Annotated in this window: 20 protein-coding genes; 14 read left to right on the top strand and 6 right to left on the bottom strand. The window is 69.9% G+C overall.

Going from position 1 to position 18,796, the window contains the following annotated elements; genetic code table 11:
- Window positions 1–597: 597 nt before the first annotated feature.
- Window positions 598–837: a hypothetical protein gene (locus STARVERO_RS19730; protein ID WP_144341479.1), complete on the bottom strand. Its 240-nt coding sequence runs from the start codon at window positions 835–837 to the stop codon at window positions 598–600.
- An 87-nt stretch (window positions 838–924) separates the two neighbouring features.
- On the opposite strand from STARVERO_RS19730, the gene STARVERO_RS19725 reads away from it, so the two are divergent.
- The 8 genes from STARVERO_RS19725 to lhpI all read left to right on the top strand — a co-directional run bounded on the left by STARVERO_RS19725 (window position 925) and on the right by lhpI (window position 7,906).
- The gene (locus STARVERO_RS19725) at window positions 925–2,538 is read left to right on the top strand and encodes a gamma-glutamyltransferase family protein (RefSeq protein WP_159600987.1); all 1,614 of its coding nucleotides are present in this window, start codon (window positions 925–927) and stop codon (window positions 2,536–2,538) included.
- A 90-nt stretch (window positions 2,539–2,628) separates the two neighbouring features.
- On the top strand, window positions 2,629–3,768 hold the full coding sequence (locus tag STARVERO_RS19720) for an alpha-D-ribose 1-methylphosphonate 5-triphosphate diphosphatase (protein ID WP_159600985.1): 1,140 nt from the start codon (window positions 2,629–2,631) through the stop codon (window positions 3,766–3,768).
- A gap of 11 nt (window positions 3,769–3,779) precedes the next feature.
- Complete coding sequence (locus STARVERO_RS19715) at window positions 3,780–4,508, top strand: DUF1045 domain-containing protein (RefSeq protein ID WP_244616834.1); 729 nt, start codon at window positions 3,780–3,782, stop codon at window positions 4,506–4,508.
- 3 nt (window positions 4,509–4,511) lie between these two features.
- Window positions 4,512–5,126 carry a DapH/DapD/GlmU-related protein gene (locus STARVERO_RS19710; protein WP_159600983.1) on the top strand — a complete coding sequence of 205 codons (615 nt, stop codon included), beginning with the start codon at window positions 4,512–4,514 and terminating at the stop codon, window positions 5,124–5,126.
- Window positions 5,127–5,219: 93 nt separating this feature from the next.
- The gene (gene sppA, locus STARVERO_RS19705; RefSeq protein ID WP_159600981.1) at window positions 5,220–6,200 is read left to right on the top strand and encodes a signal peptide peptidase SppA; all 981 of its coding nucleotides are present in this window, start codon (window positions 5,220–5,222) and stop codon (window positions 6,198–6,200) included.
- A 75-nt stretch (window positions 6,201–6,275) separates the two neighbouring features.
- Window positions 6,276–6,569, top strand: a complete 294-nt coding sequence (gene ihfB, locus STARVERO_RS19700) for an integration host factor subunit beta (RefSeq protein WP_144341473.1) — start codon at window positions 6,276–6,278, stop codon at window positions 6,567–6,569.
- Window positions 6,570–6,588: 19 nt separating this feature from the next.
- Window positions 6,589–6,936 carry a LapA family protein gene (locus STARVERO_RS19695; RefSeq protein WP_244616833.1) on the top strand — a complete coding sequence of 116 codons (348 nt, stop codon included), beginning with the start codon at window positions 6,589–6,591 and terminating at the stop codon, window positions 6,934–6,936.
- 1 nt (window position 6,937) lies between these two features.
- Window positions 6,938–7,906, top strand: coding sequence for a bifunctional Delta(1)-pyrroline-2-carboxylate/Delta(1)-piperideine-2-carboxylate reductase (gene lhpI / locus STARVERO_RS19690; protein WP_159600979.1), 969 nt, complete (start codon window positions 6,938–6,940; stop codon window positions 7,904–7,906).
- A 58-nt stretch (window positions 7,907–7,964) separates the two neighbouring features.
- Here the strand turns inward: lhpI and cysW are convergent, their stop codons facing one another.
- From cysW to cysP, 3 genes are all read right to left on the bottom strand, one after another.
- Entirely contained in the window at window positions 7,965–8,852 is an 888-nt protein-coding gene (cysW, locus tag STARVERO_RS19685) for a sulfate ABC transporter permease subunit CysW (protein ID WP_159600977.1), read from the bottom strand.
- 2 nt (window positions 8,853–8,854) lie between these two features.
- Window positions 8,855–9,676 carry a sulfate ABC transporter permease subunit CysT gene (cysT, locus tag STARVERO_RS19680; RefSeq protein ID WP_159600975.1) on the bottom strand — a complete coding sequence of 274 codons (822 nt, stop codon included), beginning with the start codon at window positions 9,674–9,676 and terminating at the stop codon, window positions 8,855–8,857.
- A 218-nt stretch (window positions 9,677–9,894) separates the two neighbouring features.
- Complete coding sequence (cysP, locus tag STARVERO_RS19675; protein WP_159600973.1) at window positions 9,895–10,914, bottom strand: thiosulfate ABC transporter substrate-binding protein CysP; 1,020 nt, start codon at window positions 10,912–10,914, stop codon at window positions 9,895–9,897.
- A gap of 298 nt (window positions 10,915–11,212) precedes the next feature.
- Here cysP and STARVERO_RS19670 point away from each other — a divergent pair, with 298 nt between their 5' ends.
- The 5 genes from STARVERO_RS19670 (at window position 11,213) to STARVERO_RS19650 (ending at window position 16,448) form a co-directional block, all read left to right on the top strand.
- Window positions 11,213–11,935 carry a phosphoribosylanthranilate isomerase gene (locus STARVERO_RS19670; RefSeq protein ID WP_159600971.1) on the top strand — a complete coding sequence of 241 codons (723 nt, stop codon included), beginning with the start codon at window positions 11,213–11,215 and terminating at the stop codon, window positions 11,933–11,935.
- Window positions 11,932–13,179, top strand: coding sequence for a tryptophan synthase subunit beta (trpB, locus tag STARVERO_RS19665; protein WP_159600969.1), 1,248 nt, complete (start codon window positions 11,932–11,934; stop codon window positions 13,177–13,179). Before STARVERO_RS19670 ends, trpB begins: the two co-directional genes overlap by 4 nt.
- Window positions 13,176–14,015: a tryptophan synthase subunit alpha gene (gene trpA / locus STARVERO_RS19660; protein WP_159600967.1), complete on the top strand. Its 840-nt coding sequence runs from the start codon at window positions 13,176–13,178 to the stop codon at window positions 14,013–14,015. The genes trpB and trpA overlap by 4 nt, the downstream gene beginning before the upstream one ends.
- A 136-nt stretch (window positions 14,016–14,151) precedes the next feature.
- The gene (gene accD, locus STARVERO_RS19655) at window positions 14,152–15,090 is read left to right on the top strand and encodes an acetyl-CoA carboxylase, carboxyltransferase subunit beta (protein WP_144341465.1); all 939 of its coding nucleotides are present in this window, start codon (window positions 14,152–14,154) and stop codon (window positions 15,088–15,090) included.
- Window positions 15,091–15,098: 8 nt separating this feature from the next.
- Entirely contained in the window at window positions 15,099–16,448 is a 1,350-nt protein-coding gene (locus STARVERO_RS19650; protein ID WP_159600965.1) for a bifunctional folylpolyglutamate synthase/dihydrofolate synthase, read from the top strand.
- A gap of 137 nt (window positions 16,449–16,585) precedes the next feature.
- Here the strand turns inward: STARVERO_RS19650 and infC are convergent, their stop codons facing one another.
- Entirely contained in the window at window positions 16,586–17,110 is a 525-nt protein-coding gene (infC, locus tag STARVERO_RS19645; protein ID WP_144341463.1) for a translation initiation factor IF-3, read from the bottom strand.
- 301 nt (window positions 17,111–17,411) lie between these two features.
- Here infC and STARVERO_RS19640 point away from each other — a divergent pair, with 301 nt between their 5' ends.
- Complete coding sequence (locus tag STARVERO_RS19640) at window positions 17,412–18,197, top strand: alpha/beta hydrolase (RefSeq protein ID WP_159600963.1); 786 nt, start codon at window positions 17,412–17,414, stop codon at window positions 18,195–18,197.
- Window positions 18,198–18,240: 43 nt separating this feature from the next.
- On the opposite strand, the gene rsmD is transcribed toward STARVERO_RS19640, so the two are convergent.
- Entirely contained in the window at window positions 18,241–18,795 is a 555-nt protein-coding gene (gene rsmD / locus STARVERO_RS19635) for a 16S rRNA (guanine(966)-N(2))-methyltransferase RsmD (RefSeq protein ID WP_144341461.1), read from the bottom strand.
- Between the last annotated feature and the right edge of the window lies 1 nt (window position 18,796).

Below are 18,796 nucleotides of genomic sequence, written 5' to 3'. Positions count from 1 at the left end.
TGGAATGGAGCCGTGGCACGAAATCGTTCGCCGAGCGCATGTGGAGAGCGCCGCGTCCGTTCGATGCCTTCGCTTGGTGAGGGAGACCCCTACCGCACGCCCGGCAAGAAGTAGTGCCTCTTCAGTGTCGCCGACCTTTGGAGGGCCGACCGAGACCAAAAAAGCCCGCTACGTCGTTGCTTCAAGTCACGTTCCCCGCTGAGAGCGGAGTGCGCCGGTTTCGCCTCCGGCTACCGATCTTCTTGGCGATTTTCCGGCCTCTTGTCCGGACTTCCGCCGATCGGCACGCGACCACAGGCACGTGCGAAATTGGGCGAGACGCGATGTATGGATTTCCGCCGTCATATGCAAGCGGCTTTTGCGGGATTTTTCGTATGCGCCCGCAAAATCGGCGGGCGCGAAAATGCGGCATTTCCGGCCTGCGAAAGTCAAGCCGACTAAGAGGCCCTGCCACGCTTCGGTTTGCATGGCCACGGCCCGCCGGAGCGGCACCGGCGTTGAAATTCGGGTGATCCGCCCGCCACGTGAAAATGGCCGGGCGAGCCCGGCCATGATGACGGCAACGAAAGCGCCGGCGGCGGCGCCGATTCGGCGCGCTCAGCCCTCGACGAAAGGCTCGACCGACTTCGCCTTCACCACGAAGCGATAGATGCCGTAGACGGCGAGCAGGCCGAAGGCGCCCTCGAAGATCAGCTCCCACACCCAGTTCGCGTCGAACAGGGCGGCGATGGCCCAGCCGGCGGCGAGGCCGGCGCCAATGAGCTCGGCGCCCAGCAGGATGGCGGCGCTCACCACCGTGCTGACATGGTCCCAGCGAATGCGTCGGCCCGTGGTCATCTCTTTCTTCCGTCTTATTTGGCGGGGCGCAAACTGCTATGCCCGGCCGCGCGGGTCAAGTTGCCCGGCGTCAGGCGGAGTTCGACGGTGGTTCACGGTTTCGTTCATGAGAGCGCGCGTGCCGGCTCCGGCATGGTCGCAACCCCCCATTGGCTGGCGACCGAAGCCGGGCGCGCCGTGCTGGAGGAAGGCGGCAACGCGGTCGAGGCGGCGCTCGCGGCGGCGGCGGCCATCGCCGTGGTCTACCCGCACATGACGCATATGGGCGGCGACGGCTTCTGGCTCATCCGCGACCCGGCCGGGCGCGTCAGCTACATCGAGGCGGCGGGCTTCGCCGGCGCAAAGGCGACCGTTCCCTTCTACCGCGACCGGGGCTTCGACGTGATTCCCGCGCGCGGCCCGCTCGCCGCGCTCACCCTGCCGGGACAGGTCGGCGGCTGGATGCTGGCGCACGAGGCCGCCCGTGCCTTCGGCGGCAGGATGCCGGTCCGCCGGCTGCTGGAGCCCGCCATCGGCCATGCCAGGGCGGGCGTCCCGGTGTCCGGCTCGCAGCATCGCCTGACCGTGGAGAAGCGCGCGGAGCTGGCGGACGTGCCCGGCTTCCGGGACATCTTCCTGGAACCCGACGGCACGGCGCCGGCTGTCGGCACGGTGAAGCGCAACGAGCGCCTCGCCGATACGCTGGAGCATCTGGCCGGCGCCGGCCTCGAGGATTTCTATCGCGGCGATGTCGGCCGCGAGATCGCCGCCGACCTGGAGCGGGCCGGCAGCCCGGTGACGCGCGCCGATCTCGAATCCTACCGCGCGGTGACGCGCGATCCCCTGCGGGTGAAGCTCGCCAATATGGAGCTGTGGTCCTCGCCGCCGCCCACCCAGGGCCTGGCGACGCTGATGATCCTCTCTCTCTTCGACCGGCTCGGCGTGGCGCAGCCGGAAGGCTTCGCCCACATTCACGGGCTGATCGAGGCGACCAAGCGCGCCTTTCTGGTGCGTGACCGCGTGGTGACGGATTTCGACCATCTCACCCACGATCCCGCCGCCTTCCTCACCCCGGCCGCCCTCGCCCGCGAGGCCGCGGCCATCGATCCGCGCCGCGCTCTGCCCTGGCCGCACAAGGCGGCGCGCGGCGACACGGTCTGGCTCGGCGCGGCCGACAAAAACGGCGTCTGCGTCTCCTACATCCAGTCGATCTACTGGGAGTTCGGCTCGGGGCTGGTGCTGCCGTCGACGGGCGTGCTGATGCAGAATCGCGGCACCTCCTTCTCACTCGACCCGCGCGCCAGGAACCCGCTGCAACCCGGCCGCCGCCCGTTCCACACGCTCAACCCCGGCATGGCGCTGCTGCCCGACGGGCGCTTCATCGCCTTCGGCACCATGGGCGGCGAGGGCCAGCCGCAGACCAACGCGGCGGTGATGAGCCGCTACGCCATGTTCGGCGTGCCACTCGGCGAGGCGATTGCCCGGCCGCGCTGGGTGCTGGGGCGGACCTGGGGCTCGGACACGGTGAACCTGCGCGTGGAAGGCGCCTTCGACGGTGGCCTAGCCGAACAGCTCGCCGGCGCCGGGCACGATGTCGAGATCCTCGCCGAACCGTTCTCCGACATGATGGGCCATGCGGGCGCGGTGATCCTGCATCCGGGCCGCGCGGGGCTGGAAGGCGCACACGACCCGCGCTCGGACGGCGGTGCACGCGGCGTGTGACGGCAGATCGGCGCCGCGTGTGACGCAGGGGCCCGAACGTCACGGACGGCCTTCACGGAAAGGTCACATCAACATGCGAGACGCGCGGCCATGGAAGCGATTCTCACCAATGCCCGGCTCATCCTCGAAGACCGCGTGATCGACGGCACGCTCGTTCACGAGAGCGGCCGGATCCGCGCCATCGACGAGGGGCGCTCGCACGCTCCTGGCGCGGTCGATTGCGAGGGCGCCTATCTCGCGCCCGGCCTGATCGACCTGCACACCGACGCGCTGGAAGGTCATTTCATTCCACGTCCCAAGGTCATCTGGCCGGACGCGCGCGCCGCCGCGCTGGCGCATGACGGGCAGATGGCCGCCTCGGGCGTCACCACCGTCTACGACGCCATCTGCGCCGGCGGCTTCGACCAGGCCAAGGCGGATCGCCGCGCGCTCTACGAGGTGATGCTCGACGCGGTGGAAGAAGGCACGACGCGCGGCCTGTTCCGCGTCGACCACCGTATCCACCTGCGCTGCGAGCTGACCGACCGGACCCTGCCGGAACTGGTAGACGCGGCGCTGGGCCGCCCGAACCTCGCCCTCGCCTCGCTGATGGACCACACGCCCGGCACACGCCAGTGGCGCAATGTCGAGCACCTGAAGGTCTATCTCACCGGCATCGGCAAGGGCGGGGCGGACATCGACGCCGAGGTCGCCGACCGCATCGAACGCGCCAGGGGCGCCGTGGCCGGCAATTACGACAAGATGGTCGCGCTGTTCTCCTCCTCCGGCATCGTGCTGGCGAGCCACGACGACACGACGCCCGACCATGTGCGCGAGGCGGTGGAGGCCGGCTGCACCATCTCCGAGTTCCCCACCACCCTCGAAGCCGCCCGCGCGGCGAGGCAATCGAACCTCGCCACCATCGGCGGCGCCCCCAACGTGGTGCGCGGCGGCTCGCATTCGGGCGGCGTGTCCATGCGGGACCTCGCGGCAGAAGGGCTGCTCGACGCGCTCGCCTCGGACTATGTGCCGGCGAGCCTGCTGCAGGCCGCCCTCGCCCTGACCCGCACGGCGGGCCTCTCCATCCCCGCGGCGCTCGCCCTGGTCACTGCCGCCCCGGCCCGGCTCGCCGGCCTCGACGATCGCGGCCGGCTGGCCGAGGGGCTGCGCGCCGACCTCGTCTCCTTCCGCCTCGCCGAGGACACGCCGGTGGTGGGCGAGGTGCTCCTCGCCGGCCGGCGCGTCTTCTGATGTCCGCCGCCATGTCCCCGGGCACCGCCACTGCGGCGGCCACGAAGCCGGCCGAGCCCCGCTACGCGATCTATTTCGCGCCGCCCGCGCAGAGCCCGCTCTGGCGTTTCGGCTCCGCTGTCCTCGGCTATGACGCGGAGACGGGCGAGGCTCCCCCGCTTCCCGAACTCAAGCGCTTCGACGCCACGCGCTGGCACGAGATCACCGCCGAGCCGCGCCGCTATGGCTTCCACGGCACGCTGAAGGCCCCCTTCCGCCTCGCCGCCGGCCGCACCGAGACGGAGCTGCGCGCGGTGTGTGCCCGCTTCGCCAAGGACCGGGCGGGATTCGCCTGCGCCGGGGTGACGCTCAACACCATCGGCCGTTTCCTCGCCCTGCGCCTCGCCGTACCGAGCGCGGCGCTGGACCGGCTGGCGGCCGGCGCGGTCGCCGCCTTCGACGATTTCCGCGCGCCGATGAGCGAGACCGAGCGGGAGAAGCGCCTGCGCGCGCCGCTCACGCCGCGCCAGCAGGACTATCTGGCGCGCTGGGGCTATCCCTATGTGCTGGAAGACTTCCGCTTCCACATGACGCTCACGGGCTCGCTCGACGATGACGAGCGCACGCTCGCCGAAGCCGAACTCGCCGAGCATTTCGCCATGAGCGGCGCCGACGGCCCGCTCATCGTGCGCGAGATCGCGCTCTACCGGCAGGAGGCCGGGCCGTTCCGGCTCGTCGCCCGCTTCCCCTTCGGGAGCTGAGCGATGACGAGGCTCGGCCCCACCCCGACCGTCGATCCCACCGCCGAGGTGACAGAGGCGACGCTCGGGCGCTACACCGAGGTCGGGGCGCGCACGAGGCTCCATGAGGTCGAGCTCGGCGACTATTCCTACGTGGTCAACGATTCCGACATCGCCTATGCGCGCATCGGCAAGTTCACCTCCATCGCCGCGATGACCCGCATCAACCCGGGCAACCACCCGATGGAGCGCGCCAGCCAGTCGCACTTCACCTACCGCGCCTCCGCCTATTTCGACGACGCGCAGGACGAGACGGCGTTCTTCGCCTGGCGCCGCTCGCATGGCGTCACCATCGGCCACGACGTGTGGATCGGCCACGGCGCCATCGTGCTGCCCGGCCGGAGCATCGGCGACGGGGCGGTGGTGGCGGCCGGCACCGTGGTGACGAAGGACGTGCCGGCCTACACGATCGTCGCCGGGGTGCCGGCGCGCCCGATAAGGCCGCGATTCGCGCCCGCCATCGGCGAACGCCTGCGGGCGCTCGGCTGGTGGGACTGGGACCATGCGCGCCTGCGGACCGCGCTGGAGGACTTCCGCGCCCTGTCGGTCGAGGACTTCCTGGAAAGACACGGCGGCTAGCCACGCCACCCCTTCCATTCCCGCCCACAACCTCGCCTCCCTTGCGCCTGTCGCCCCCGGCGGCTACCCCTTGTTGCGAAACGGGAGATCGGAATGGCCGCCAGCGCTCTGGACGTCGACGAGGTGCTTGCGCGCCGCCGGCTGCGGCGCAAGCTCGCCTTCTGGCGCGTCCTCGCCCTGCTGGTCGTGCTCGTGGGTGGGCTCGCCGCCTTCGCCTGGTGGAGCGACGGCGCGCTGCTGCCGCGCTCCTCGCCGCACGTGGCGCGCGTCACCATCGGCGGCATCATCCGCAACGAGCGCGAGCGGCTGGAGCTGCTCGAATCCATCGGGCGCTCCGGCGCGCGGGCGGTGATCCTCTCAATCGACAGCCCCGGTGGCACGGTGGTCGGCTCGGCCGCCCTCTATGACGGGCTGCGCCGCCTCGCCGAGAAGAAGCCCATCGTCGCCGTGGTCGACGGCATGGCGGCCTCGGGCGCCTATATCGCCGCGCTCGGCGCCGACCACATCGTCGCGCCGCGCAACGCGCTGGTCGGCTCGATCGGCGTGATCTTCCAGTTCCCCAATTTCGCGGAGCTGATGAAGACGGTCGGCATCTCCTATGAGGAGATCAAGTCGAGCCCGCTCAAGGCCGCGCCGAACATGTTCGACCCGCCGACCGAGGACGCCCGCGCCGCGGTGCGCTCGCTGGTCGCGGACAGCTATGACTGGTTCAAGGGCCTCGTCTCCGAGCGGCGCCTGATCACCGGCGACAAGCTCGCGGAGGCCTCGGATGGGCGCGTCTTCACCGGCCATCAGGCGCTGCCGCTGCGCCTCGTCGACGAGATCGGCGACGAGCGCACCGCCCGCGACTGGCTGGCCCGCGAGCGCGACGTGTCGAAAGATCTGCCCGTGCGCGATTGGCATACCGGGCGTGCGGGCGACGAATTCGGCTGGCTGCACGGCCTGTCGATCCGGATCATGTCCTTGATCGGGCTCGATGATCTGGCAAGGCTCGTGATCGGCGCCGCCGGCGAGGCCGCGACGCAGGCCCGCCTTGACGGTCTTCTGGCCCTCTGGCACCCTCGCGGAGGCTAGCGGGGCCAAGGGCTTCCAAAATATGACCTTTTTGCAGTTTCCGACGAGCCGAACGAAAAGGGGGGCGGGGCGTCGATGATCAAGTCTGAACTGGTACAGCGGATTGCGGAAGCCAATCCGCATCTTTATCAGCGCGATGTCGAGAACATCGTGAACGCGATTCTCGATGAGATCGTCGCGGCGCTGGGGCGTGGCGACCGGGTGGAGCTGCGCGGCTTCGGCGCCTTCTCGGTCAAGTCGCGTCCAGCCCGCACCGGCCGCAATCCGCGCACCGGGGCGCATGTGGCGGTCGACGGCAAGGCCGTGCCCTATTTCAAGACGGGCAAGGAAATGCGAGAGCGCCTGAACGACGGCGTCGATCTGGAATGAGCCGCTCGAGGGATTGATCGTGCTGCTGCGTCGCCTGCTGCTGATCCTCATCGTCCTGCCGGTTTCGGTGGGCCTCGTCATGCTCGCCGTGGCTAATCGCCATCCGGTGGAACTGGTGCTGGACCCGTTCGCCGGAGCGGCGGGCTGGGCACTCGACGTGCCGCTGTTCCTCGTGGTCTCCGGCGCGATGATCCTCGGCGTGGTGCTCGGCGGCGTGGCCATGTGGTTCGGCCAGGGACGCTACCGTCGCCTCGCCCGCCACTCCGCGCGCGAGGCGCGTCACGCCCATGCCGAGGCGGAAGCCCTGCGCGCCGCCACGACCGCACCCACTGCGCGGCCGGCCCTTTCCGACCAGCGCGCCGCCTGACATGAGCGACTTGCGTTTCGTCTCGGCCGGCGAGATCGCCGGTCTGCTCACCTTTCCCGCCCTGATCGACGCGCTGGAAGCGGCGTTCCGCCGGCGCATCACGGTGCCGGTGCGCCATCACCACGCCCTTCCCCGGCCGGATGGCGAGGCGACGCTGCTGCTCATGCCCGCCTGGACCGCCGACGGCACCGAGGACGATGTGCTCGGCACCAAGCTGGTCACGGTGTTCCCCGGCAACGGCGCGCGCGGCATCGAGAGCGTCACCGGCCTCTACATCCTGAATTCCGGCGCCACGGGCGAGCCGCTCGCGGTGATGGACGGCCGCGCCCTCACCGTCTGGCGCACCGCCTGCGCCTCCGCTCTCGCGGCGCGCTATCTGGCGCGCGCGGATGCCAGCCGCCTCGCCATCATCGGCGCCGGGGCGCTGGCGCCCTATCTCGCGCGTGCCCATGCCAGCGTGCGGCCGATCCGCGAGATCACCGTCTGGAACCGCACCCTCGCCAAGGCCGAGGCGCTGGCCGAGACGCTGCGCGCGGAAGGCTTCGACGCCCGCGCCGAGGCGGACCGTGGAAACGCCATCGCCGGCGCCGACATCGTCTCTTCCGCCACGCTCTCGCCGCAGCCGCTGGTCGAGGGTCGCTATCTCGCGCCCGGCCAGCACGTCGACCTCGTCGGCGGCTTCACCCCCTCCATGCGCGAGGCGGACGACGAGGCGATCCGCCGGGCGCGGGTCTATGTCGACACGCGCGCCGGCGCCGGCAAGGAGGCGGGCGACATCGTGGTGCCGCTCGCCAGCGGCGTGTTGGCGCCGGAGGACATTCAGGGCGACCTGTTCGAGCTCGCCGCCGGCACGGCGAAGGGCCGCGGCTCGGACGCGGAGATCACCCTCTTCAAGTCGGTGGGCACCGCCATCGAGGACCTCGCCGCCGCCGAGCTGGTGTGGAAGGCGCTGAGGAGCACGCGACCTTGAACCATTCCTCTCCCCATTGGGGAGAGGAAGCAGAGCGATCGCGCTCTTGCGATTCTTCTCAATGCCCCGGGCGGCCCTGCGTCTTCACCCGCGCCGCATCCAGCCGCTCGATGATCGCCTTGGCGATCAGGGTGACCAGCGCCACGCCGGTCAGGATGGTCGCCACCGCGAAGGCGGCGACGGCGTTGTTGTCCTGGTAGAGCAGCTCGATCTGCAGCGGCAGCGTGTTGGTCTGGCCGCGTATGTTGCCGGAGACCACCGACACCGCACCGAACTCGCCCATCACCCGCGCATTGCACAACGCCGCGCCGTAGAGCAGGGCGAAGCGCACATTCGGCAGGGTGACGAGGCGCAGGATGCGCCAGCCACCGGCCCCCAGCGTCACCGCCGCCTCCTCCTCCTCCGAGCCCTGCGTGATCATCAGCGGGATCAGTTCGCGCGCCACGAAGGGGGCGGTGACGAACAGGCTCGCCAGAATGATCGCCGGCACCGCGAACATGATCTTGATGTCGTGCTCGGCCAGCCACGGCCCGAGCAGGCCCTGCGCGCCGTAGACGAACAGATAGGCGACGCCGGCGATGATCGGCGAGATGGAGAAGGGCAGCTCCACCAGCGCCACCAGCAGGTTGCGGCCGGGGAAGCGGAACTTGGCGATGCACCAGGCCGCGGCGATGCCGAAGGCGATGTTGATCGGCACCACGATCAGCGCGGTGAAGACGGTCAGGCCGATGGCGTAGCGCGTGTCCGGCGCGGCGAAGGCGGCAGCGTAGGCCGCCGCGCCCTGCCGGAACGCCTCGGTGAAGATCGCCACCAGCGGCGCCACCAGCACCAGCAGCGTCACCAGCAGCACGCCGCCGATCAGCAGCGTGCGCGCCAGCGGCCCGTCGCCGACGCGGATGCGCCGGGGCGGGTGGGCTTTCGGCGGGGGAAGCGGTTCGCGCGCCATGCTCAATCCCCCGTCCCGATGCGCCGCTGCTGCCAGAGCTGGATCATGTTGACGATGAACAGCATGGTGAAGGCCAGCGCCAGCAGCGTCGCCGCGATGGCGGCGGCGGCGGGGTAGTCATATTCCTCGATGCGGATGAAGGTCAGCAGCGAGACCACCTCGGTCTTAAGCGGCAGGTTGCCGGCGATGAAGATGATGGCGCCGAACTCGCCCAGCGAGCGCGCGAAGCCGATCGCCGCGCCGGTCAGGAAGGCCGGGAAGATCGCCGGGAAGATGATGCGCGCGAAGATGCGCAGGTCCGAGGCGCCGAGCGTCGCCGCGGCCTCCTCCACATCGGTGGCGAGGTCCTCCAGCACCGGCTGCACCGTGCGCACGACGAAGGGGATGGAGGTGAAGGCCATGGCGATGGCGATGCCGAGCGGCGTGTAGGCGACATCGATGCCGATGGCGGCGAGCGGGGCGCCGAACCAGCCGTTCTTCACGAACAGCGCCGACAGCGCGAGGCCGGCCACGGCGGTGGGCAGGGCGAAGGGCACGTCCACCAGCGCGTCCAGCAGCCGCTTGCCGGGAAACTCGTAGCGCACCAGCACCCAGGCCAGCGCCAGTCCGTAGACGGCGTTGAACAGGGTGGCGAGCGCGGCGGTCGACAGCGTGACGCGGAAGGCGGCCAGTGTGCGCACCCCGCTCATGATGGCGAGATAGCGCTCCCAGCCGACGTCCACCGCCTGCCACATGAGGGCGCCGAGCGGCAGCAGCACGATCAGGCTGAGATAGAACAGGGTGATGCCGAGCGAGAGGGGAAAGCCCGGTATGACTCGGTTCAACGGACGGCTCCTGCAAAGGCAAATGGCCGGGGGTACCCGGCCATGGCGCAATATGTCCGATATGTCCAGAGCGGACGACGGTTCGCCTGTTCCGACCGTCATGGCCGGGCTTGGCCCGGCCATCCACGTCTTTGCGCGGTGAAGTCATGCATGCCCGGCTCAAGGCCGGGCATGACGTCGATCCAGAGGAGCGGCCGGGATGATGGCTACCGTCGGCCTCACGGCGCGACGAACAGTTCGTCCAGCTTGCCGCCCGAGGCGAAGTGGGTCTTCTGGGCGTTGGCCCAGCCGCCGAACACGTCCTCGACCTTCACGAGGCGGACGGGGGCGAACTTGGCCTTGAACTCCTCGGAGACCTTGGGATCGACGACGCGGTTGTTGGCCTCGGCGGCGACCTTCTGGCCTTCCGGCGAATAGAGGAAGGTCAGGTAGTCGGTGGCGATCTGGCGCGAGCCCCGCTTGTCGACCACCTTGTCGACCACCGCGACGGGGAACTCGGCGAGCAGGCTCACCGGCGGCACCACGACCTCGAATTTCTTGTCCTTGTAGGCGTCCTTCACGCTGATGACCTCGGCCTCGAAGGTGATCAGCACGTCACCCTGCTCGCGCTCCACGAAGGAGGTGGTGGCGCCGCGCCCGCCGGTGTCGAACACCACGACGTTGGAGAGCAGCTTCTTGGCGAAGGCGTCGGCCTTGGCCGCATCGCCGTTGAACTTCTCCAGCGCGAAGGCATAGGCGGCGAGGTAGGTGTAGCGGGCATTGCCGGAGGTCTTCGGGTTCGGGAAGACCAGCTTCACGTCATCGCGGACGAGATCGTCCCAGTTCTTCACGTTCTTCGGGTTGCCCTCGCGCACGAGGAAGGCGGGGAACGAGTACCAGGGCGAGGAGGCGTTGGGCAGCCGGGTCTGCCAGTCCTTGGCGACGAAGCCCTTGTCGACCAGGAACTGGATGTCGGTGATCTGGTTGAAGGTCACGACGTCGGCCTCGAGGCCCTCGACGATCGAGCGCGCCTGCTTGGACGTGCCGGCGTGGCTCTGGTTGACCTTGATCTCCTTGCCGATCTTGGCCTTCTCGGCCGGCTCGAACGTCTTGTTCACCGCCTCGAACAGCTCGCGGGCGATGTCGTAGGACGCGTTGAGGATCTGGTTCGGCTCCTCGGCGCGCGCGCCGGGCACGGCGGCCGAGACGAGGAACGGCGCCAGGGCGGCAGCAAGGAAAAGGCGGCGCGAGAAGCGCATGAAACACTCTCCAGGGTGGCGGCACGGCGCGCCTGTCGGTGCCGCCATGCCATATTCGTAAATCTGACGTGAAATCTATAATTTCACAGATGAATGTGAGTAGCATGCGAAATGTCGTCACGGAAGGGGTAAATTCATCCGTTGCCGCACGCATTCCACGAATAGGTGACGGGATAGCGCCTACCGGGCCGCACGGATCGCCGCCGCGGGTTGCCCGCCCGGCCCGCGGCCCCGCAGGCGCCGCCACTCGCCTCTGCGGACCGTTCCGTGCTAGTTGGCTCTGTTCGAGGAGACGGCCTTGTCGCTTGAGATCAAAATCTGCGGGCTCAGCACCCCCGAGACGCTGGATGCGGCGCTCGGCGCGGGGGCCGACATGGTGGGCATGGTGTTCTTTACCCCCAGCCCGCGCCATGTCGATCTCGCCACCGCCACCGCCGCCGCGCTCGCGGCGCGTGCGCGCGGGCGCGCGCAGATCGTCGCCCTGACCGTCGACGCGGACGACGCCACGCTCGCAGCCATCGTCGACGCCGCTCGTCCCGACATGCTCCAGCTGCACGGCAAGGAAAGCCCGGAGCGCGTCGCCGCCGTCCGCGCGCGGTTCGGCCTGCCAGTGATGAAGGCCATCGGCATCGCCACCGCCGCCGACCTCGCCCGACTCTCCGCCTATGCCGACGTCGCCGACCGGCTGCTGCTCGACGCCAAGCCGCCGAAAGGCGCGCTCCTGCCCGGCGGCAACGGCGTGCCCTTCGACTGGAACCTCCTCGCCGGCCTTGACCTGACGCGCCCCTTCATGCTGTCAGGCGGCCTCGATCCCGACAATGTCGGCGAGGCCGTGCGGCGGGTCCGCCCGCCCGGCATCGACGTATCCTCCGGGGTCGAGCGCGCCCCCGGCATCAAGGACCCCGCGCGCATCGCCGCCTTCCTGCGTGCCGCGCGGGCGGCCGATGCGACGGAGTCCGAGCATTCGACCGGCGACAAGCCGGCGCACACATCATCCGCCAGAGAGACGAGCCCCTCGTGAACGCTCCCAATTCCTTCCGCACCGGCCCCGACGAGAACGGGCATTTCGGCATATTCGGCGGTCGTTTCGTTGCCGAAACGCTCATGCCGCTGATCCTCGATCTGGAGGCGGCCTATAACGAGGCCAAGGCCGACCCGGCCTACAAGGCGGAAATGGACGCCGGCCTGAAGCACTATGTCGGCCGGCCGAGCCCGCTCTATTTCGCCGAGCGGCTGACGGAGCACCTGCGCGAGGGCGCGGGGGCCGGCAAGAATGGCGAAAAGCTGGGCGCGAAGATCTATTTCAAGCGCGAGGAGCTGAACCACACCGGCTCGCACAAGGTGAACAACGTGCTCGGCCAGATCCTGCTCGCCCGCCGCATGGGCAAGAAGCGGATCATCGCCGAGACCGGCGCCGGCCAGCACGGCGTCGCCACCGCCACGCTGTGCGCGCGCTACGGGCTGGAATGCGTCGTCTACATGGGCGCCGTCGACGTCGCCCGCCAGGCGCCCAACGTGTTCCGCATGAAAATGCTCGGCGCCACCGTGGTGCCGGTGCAGTCCGGCGCCAGGACGCTCAAGGACGCCATGAACGAGGCGCTGCGCGACTGGGTGACCAACGTGCACGACACCTTCTACTGCATCGGCACGGTCGCCGGCCCGCATCCCTACCCGGCCATGGTCCGCGACTTCCAGAGCGTGATCGGCGTCGAGACCCGCGCGCAGATGCTGGAGGCGGAGGGCCGCCTGCCGGACAGCCTCGTCGCCTGCATCGGCGGCGGCTCCAACGCCATGGGCCTGTTCCATCCCTTCCTCGACGATCCCAGCGTGAAGATCTACGGCGTCGAGGCCGCCGGCCACGGCATACCGACCGGCGAGCATGCCGCCTCGCTCACCGGCGGCCGGCCGGGCGTGCTGCACGGCAACCGGACCTATCTTCTGATGGACGACGACGGCCAGATCGCCGAGGCGCACTCCATCTCCGCCGGGCTCGACTATCCCGGCATTGGGCCGGAGCATTCGTGGCTGCACGACATCGGCCGCGCCACCTACATCTCCGCCACCGACGCGGAGGCGCTCGAAGCCTTCCAGCTGGTGGCGAAGCTCGAAGGCATCATCCCGGCACTGGAGCCGGCCCACGCGCTGGCCAAGGTCGCCGAGCTCGCGCCGACCTTCCCGCAGGATCACCTGATGGTGGTCAACCTGTCCGGCCGCGGCGACAAGGACATTCCGCAGGTGGCCGAGATTCTGGGGACCCGCATATGAGCACCCGCATCGAAACCCGCTTCGCCGCCTGCGCCACCGAGGGGCGCGCGGCGCTGGTGACCTTCGTCACCGCCGGCGATCCCGATTTCGAGACCTCGCTGGCGCTGCTGAAGGCCCTGCCGGCCGCGGGCGCCGACGTGATCGAGCTCGGCGTGCCCTTCACCGACCCGATGGCCGACGGCCCGGCGATCCAGGCGGCGGGGCTGCGCGCGCTCAAGGCCGGCCAGACGCTGAGGAAGACGCTGGACATGGTCCGCGCCTTCCGCGAGGGCGACGCCGCCACGCCGATCGTCCTGATGGGCTACTACAACCCGATCTACATCTACGGGGTGGACCGCTTCCTCGTCGACGCGAAGAGCGCCGGCGTCGACGGCCTCATCGTCGTCGACCTGCCGCCGGAAGAGGACAACGAACTGTGCCTGCCGGCCCTGCTGGCCGGGCTCGACTTCATCCGCCTCGCCACGCCGACCACCGACGACAAGCGCCTGCCGGCGGTGCTCGCGAACACGGCGGGCTTCGTCTACTACGTCTCCATCACCGGCATCACCGGCTCGGCGACGCCCGATCCGAACCTCGTCGGACAGGCGGTGTCGCGCATCAAGCGCCACACCGCGCTGCCGGTCGCGGTCGGCTTCGGCGTGAAGACGCCCGAGCAGGCCGCCGCCATCGCCGCCGGCGCGGACGGCGTCGTGGTCGGCTCGGCGCTGATCGACGCGCTGCGCGCCACCCTCGATGCCGAGGACCGGGCGACACCGGCGACGGTCCCCGCCGTCACCCGCCTCGTCAGCCAGCTTTCCGAAGCGGTGCGCGGCGTCCGCCGTCAGGCGGCGGAATAGCGGCACGGCGCCGTCAGCGCGGAGCGCGACGAATCGCGCTCCTGCCTTTTCATCGCCCCGCTCGCGCATTAGATGATGGCCGGCGCGCGGCCAGCCGCCATCGCCGTCTGGAGCCAAGCTTTCTGGAGCCAAGCCGTTGAACTGGATCTCGAACGTCGTCCGCCCGAAGCTCAGCTCGTTCCTGAACCGCCGGGAAGTGCCGGAAAATCTCTGGGTGAAGTGCCCCGAGACCGGGCAGATGGTGTTCCACAAGGACCTGGAGGCGAACCTCTTCGTCATTCCCGGCTCCGGCTACCACATGCGCATGGATCCGACGGCGCGCCTGCGCTCGATCTTCGACGGCGGCAAGTGGTACGACGTCGCCCTGCCGCAGGTGCCGGCCGACCCGCTGAAGTTCCGTGACGAGAAGCGCTATGTCGACCGCCTCAAGGACGCCCGTGCCAAGACCGGCGCCCAGGACGCGCTGAAGGTCGGCTTCGGCAAGCTGGAGAACCTCCCCGTCACTGTCGCGGTGCAGGATTTCGGCTTCATGGGCGGCTCGCTCGGCATGGCCGCCGGCGAGGCCATCGTCACCGGCCTCGAGACCGCCGCCTCGCGCGGCACCCCCTTCATCATGTTCGCCTCGTCGGGCGGTGCACGCATGCAGGAAGGCATCCTCTCGCTCATGCAGATGCCGCGCACCACCTGCGCCATCCAGGAGCTGCGCGAGGCGCGCCTGCCCTACATCGTGGTGCTGACCAACCCGACCACCGGCGGCGTCACCGCCTCCTACGCCATGCTGGGCGACATCCAGATCGCCGAGCCGGGCGCGCTGATCGGCTTCGCCGGGCCGCGCGTCATCGAGCAGACCATCCGTGAGAAGCTGCCCGAAGGCTTCCAGCGCGCCGAATATCTGCGCGACCACGGCATGATCGACCTCGTCGTGCACCGCCATGACATGCGCGCCACGCTCGGCCGGCTGTGCCGCCTGCTGATGCGTGCCCCGGCGGCGACGGAAGCCGTCAGGGCCTCCACCGACGCGGCCACGGCGGGCGACGCCGCCGCGCTGCCGCCACCTGCGCCCGCGAGCGCCTGAGGTCTCCCATGCCTTCCCTGCCCGCTGCCGGTCCCGACCCTGAGGAAGGGCGCCGGCGGCCGGTCGAGGACATCTTCGACCGCCTGCTCGCCCTCCACCCGAAGCTGATCGACCTGTCGCTGGACCGCATGTGGCGGCTTCTGGAGCGGCTCGGCCATCCCGAGCGCCGGCTGCCGCCGGTGATCCATGTCGCCGGCACCAACGGCAAGGGTTCCACCGTCGCCTTCATGCGCGCCGTGCTGGAAGCCGCCGGCAAGCGGGTGCACGTCTACACCTCGCCGCATCTCGTGCGCTTCAACGAACGCATCCGGCTCGCCGGCACCATTGTCGACGACGCCCGCCTCACCGAAGCGCTGGCGCGCGCCGAGACCGCGAACGGCGGCGAGCCCATCACCTTCTTCGAGATCACCACCGCGGCGGCGCTGCTGCTGTTCTCCGAGGTTCCCGCCGACGTGCTGCTCCTGGAGGTCGGCCTCGGCGGCCGGCTCGACGCCACCAACGTCGTCGAGAAGCCTCTCGTCTCGGTCATCACGCCGGTCTCCATCGACCATGTGGACTTCCTCGGCGAGACCGTCGCCGCCATCGCGGCGGAGAAGGCGGGCATCCTGAAGCGCGGCGTGCCGGCCGTGCTCGGCCACCAGCCTCGCGAGGCGCTCGCCGTCATCGAGCGGCAGGCGGCCCGGCTTGGCGTGCCGCTGTCCATCATGGGCGAGCAGTATCAGGCGCATGAGGAAGGCGGGCGACTGGTCGTTGAGGACGAGGCCGGGCTTCTGGACCTGCCGCGCCCGCGCCTCGTCGGCCCGCACCAGATCGGCAATGCCGGCCTCGCGGTGGAAGCGCTGCGCATCGCCGATCTCGGCATCCCGACCGCCGCCTACGAAGAGGGCATGCGCTCGGCCCAGTGGCCGGCACGCTTGCAGCGGCTCGGCCCGGGGCCGCTCACCCAGCACGCGCCGGAGGGCGTCGACATCTGGCTCGACGGCGGCCACAACGCCGCCGGCGGCCAGGCGCTCGCCGCCGCACTGGCGGACATCGAGGACCGCGTGCCGCGGCCGCTGGTGCTGATCGTCGGCATGCTCGGGACGAAGGATTCGGGCGCCTTCCTCGCACCCTTCGCCGGGCTGGCGCGCGAGCTGATCGCCGTGCCGATTCCCGGCGAGCACAAGGCGCAGCCGCCGGAAGCCGTGGCCGCCGCCGCGCGTGCCCACGGCATGGACGCCTCGACGGCGCCGAGCGTCACCGCCGCGCTGGACGGGCTCGCCGCCTATCCGGTCGGCCCGGCGCCGCGCGTGCTCATCGCCGGCTCACTCTATCTCGCGGGAGCCGTGCTGGCCGAGAACGGCAGCCTGCCGGACTAGCAGGCGCGCGCCGTCGTCCCGCCGGGGAGTGGAGACCGCATGCGGATTCGCTGGAAAAAAGAGCGATCCCGGACCGGCCCTGAGGGCCGTCCGGGATAACGCGCAAACTGCAGCACTGGAAAAGGCGCGGCCGCCGCTCAGCGCGGTGCCAGCACCATGATCATCTGGCGGCCTTCGAGCGAGGGCTCAGCCTCGACCTTGGCCACGGGCGCCAGCTCTTCCTTGACCTTGTTCAGAAGCTTGTAGCCGAGCTCCTGATGCGCCATCTCGCGGCCACGGAAGCGCAGGGTGATCTTCACCTTGTCGCCTTCCTGGAAGAAGCGATGGATCGACTTCATCTTCACGTCGTAATCGTGCGTGTCGATGCCGGGCCGCAGCTTGATTTCCTTGATCTCGACGATGTGCTGCTTCTTGCGCGCCTCGTTGGCCTTCTTCTGGTTCTGGTACTTGAAGCGGCCATAATCGAGGATCTTGCAGACCGGCGGCACGGAATTGGGGGCGATCTCGACGAGATCGAGGCCCGCTTCCTGCGCGCGCAGAATGGCATCGCGCGTGGGCACGACACCGAGATTCTGCCCATCCTGGTCGATGAGCTGCACCTCGCGGATGCGGATGTCTTCGTTGACGCGCGGGCCTTCCTTCTCCGGCGCGACGGGTCTCATGGGGCGGCGAATGGCGGTTCTCTCCTCTGCCATTTCAGAAAATGCGTTTCACCGCGACTCGTAAGGGTGCCGGCCGGCTCGTCTTGCGCGCGCGTAAAAACGGTCGCAGAAGATCGTGACAAACCCGTCAGAAGTCAACGGCGTGACGACACGGAAACGATGCAATCGCCCAATGGGCCGCATTCGTTCCGCCGGCAGCATCCCTTTCGCGCTGTTCGCGCGCGGCACCTGCCTGTAAGCCAAGATGGCGCGCCTGGCCCGAATCGCAAGGCGCGCGAGCGATGACGAGGACCCGCCCAGCATGACCGAGACCCCCGAGACCGCCCCACGCTTCATCCCCGTCGGCACCGATGCGCGCCGGATCGCGGTGCGGGTGACGCCGGGGATATCGACCGCCGGGAAGCCCGGCGTGGTCTGGTGCGGCGGCTTTCTCTCCGACATGCGCGGCACCAAGGCGGAAGCGCTCGCCGAATGGGGCGCGCGCACCGGTCGGCAGGTCGTGCGCTTCGACTATTCCGGTCATGGCGAATCGGAAGGCGACTTCGAGGAGGGAACCATCTCGCGCTGGGCCGAGGACGCGCTGGCGGTCTTCGACCGCGAGACCAGCGGCCCGCAGATCATCGTCGGCTCCTCCATGGGCGGCTGGATCGCGCTGCTCCTCGCCCGGGCGCTAGCGGCGCGCGGCGAAGCCGGCCGGCTCGCCGCGCTGGTGCTAATCGCCCCGGCACCGGACTTCACCGAAGAGCTGATGTGGAAGGCGATGCCGGACGACGTGCGGGCCACCATCCTGCACGTCGGCAAATGGGTGCGCCCCTCGCAATACGGCCCCGGCCAGCCGATCACCCGCGCGCTGATCGAGGACGGGCGCAGCAACCTCGTGCTCGGCGCGCCCTTCGCGGTAGGCTGCCGGGTGCGCATCCTGCAGGGCGTCGCGGATCCCGATGTGCCGTGGCAGCACGCATTGCGCCTCGTCACCTGCCTCGCCGAGGACGATGTCGTGCTCACCCTGGTGAAGGATGGCGATCACCGCCTCTCCCGCCCGGAAGACATCGAGCGCATCCTCGCGGCGGTCGAGGAAGTGGGGTGAGGCATCCCCGCCCGGCACAGGCACGGCCTGTCCGGGGCAGAGGTCACGGCGCGCGCAGGAAGATCGCCTCGCTCCCGTCGTAGCGCCGGCGCTCCAGTTCCTCGAAGCCGTCCGGCGGCTGGAAAGCCGCCTCGGTCGCCTCCTCGACGATGACCAGAGCTCCCGGCGCCAGCCAGTTGCCCTCGCGCGCGCTGGCGAGCGCCTTTTCGGCGAGGCCGCGGCCATAGGGCGGGTCGCAGAAGACGAGGTCGAACGCATCGCTCGCCAGCGCCGCGCCGAGCTTCGTCGCGTCGCGGCGGAAGATGCGGGTGATGCCGCCCACACCCAGCGTCTCGACATTGGCGCGGATCAGGCCGCGCGGCTCCGGCGCCTCGTCCACGAAGACCGCGAACGTCGCCCCGCGCGAGAGCGCCTCCAGCCCCAGCGCGCCGGTGCCGGCGAACAGATCGAGCACCCGCGCGCCGTCCGCCGCGTCGTCATAGGCATGGGCGAGCACGTTGAACAGCGCCTCGCGCAGCCGGTCGGAGGTCGGTCGCGTGGCGTTGGAGGACGGGCCGCGCAGCGCCCGCCCCTTGAAGCGCCCGCCGACGATGCGCATC

It is taken from the genome of Starkeya nomas (assembly GCF_902703545.1).
Taxonomy (GTDB): domain Bacteria; phylum Pseudomonadota; class Alphaproteobacteria; order Rhizobiales; family Xanthobacteraceae; genus Ancylobacter; species Ancylobacter moscoviensis.
Note: the sequence above shows the minus strand (reverse complement) of the source record. Positions and strands in the feature narration are given on the sequence as shown.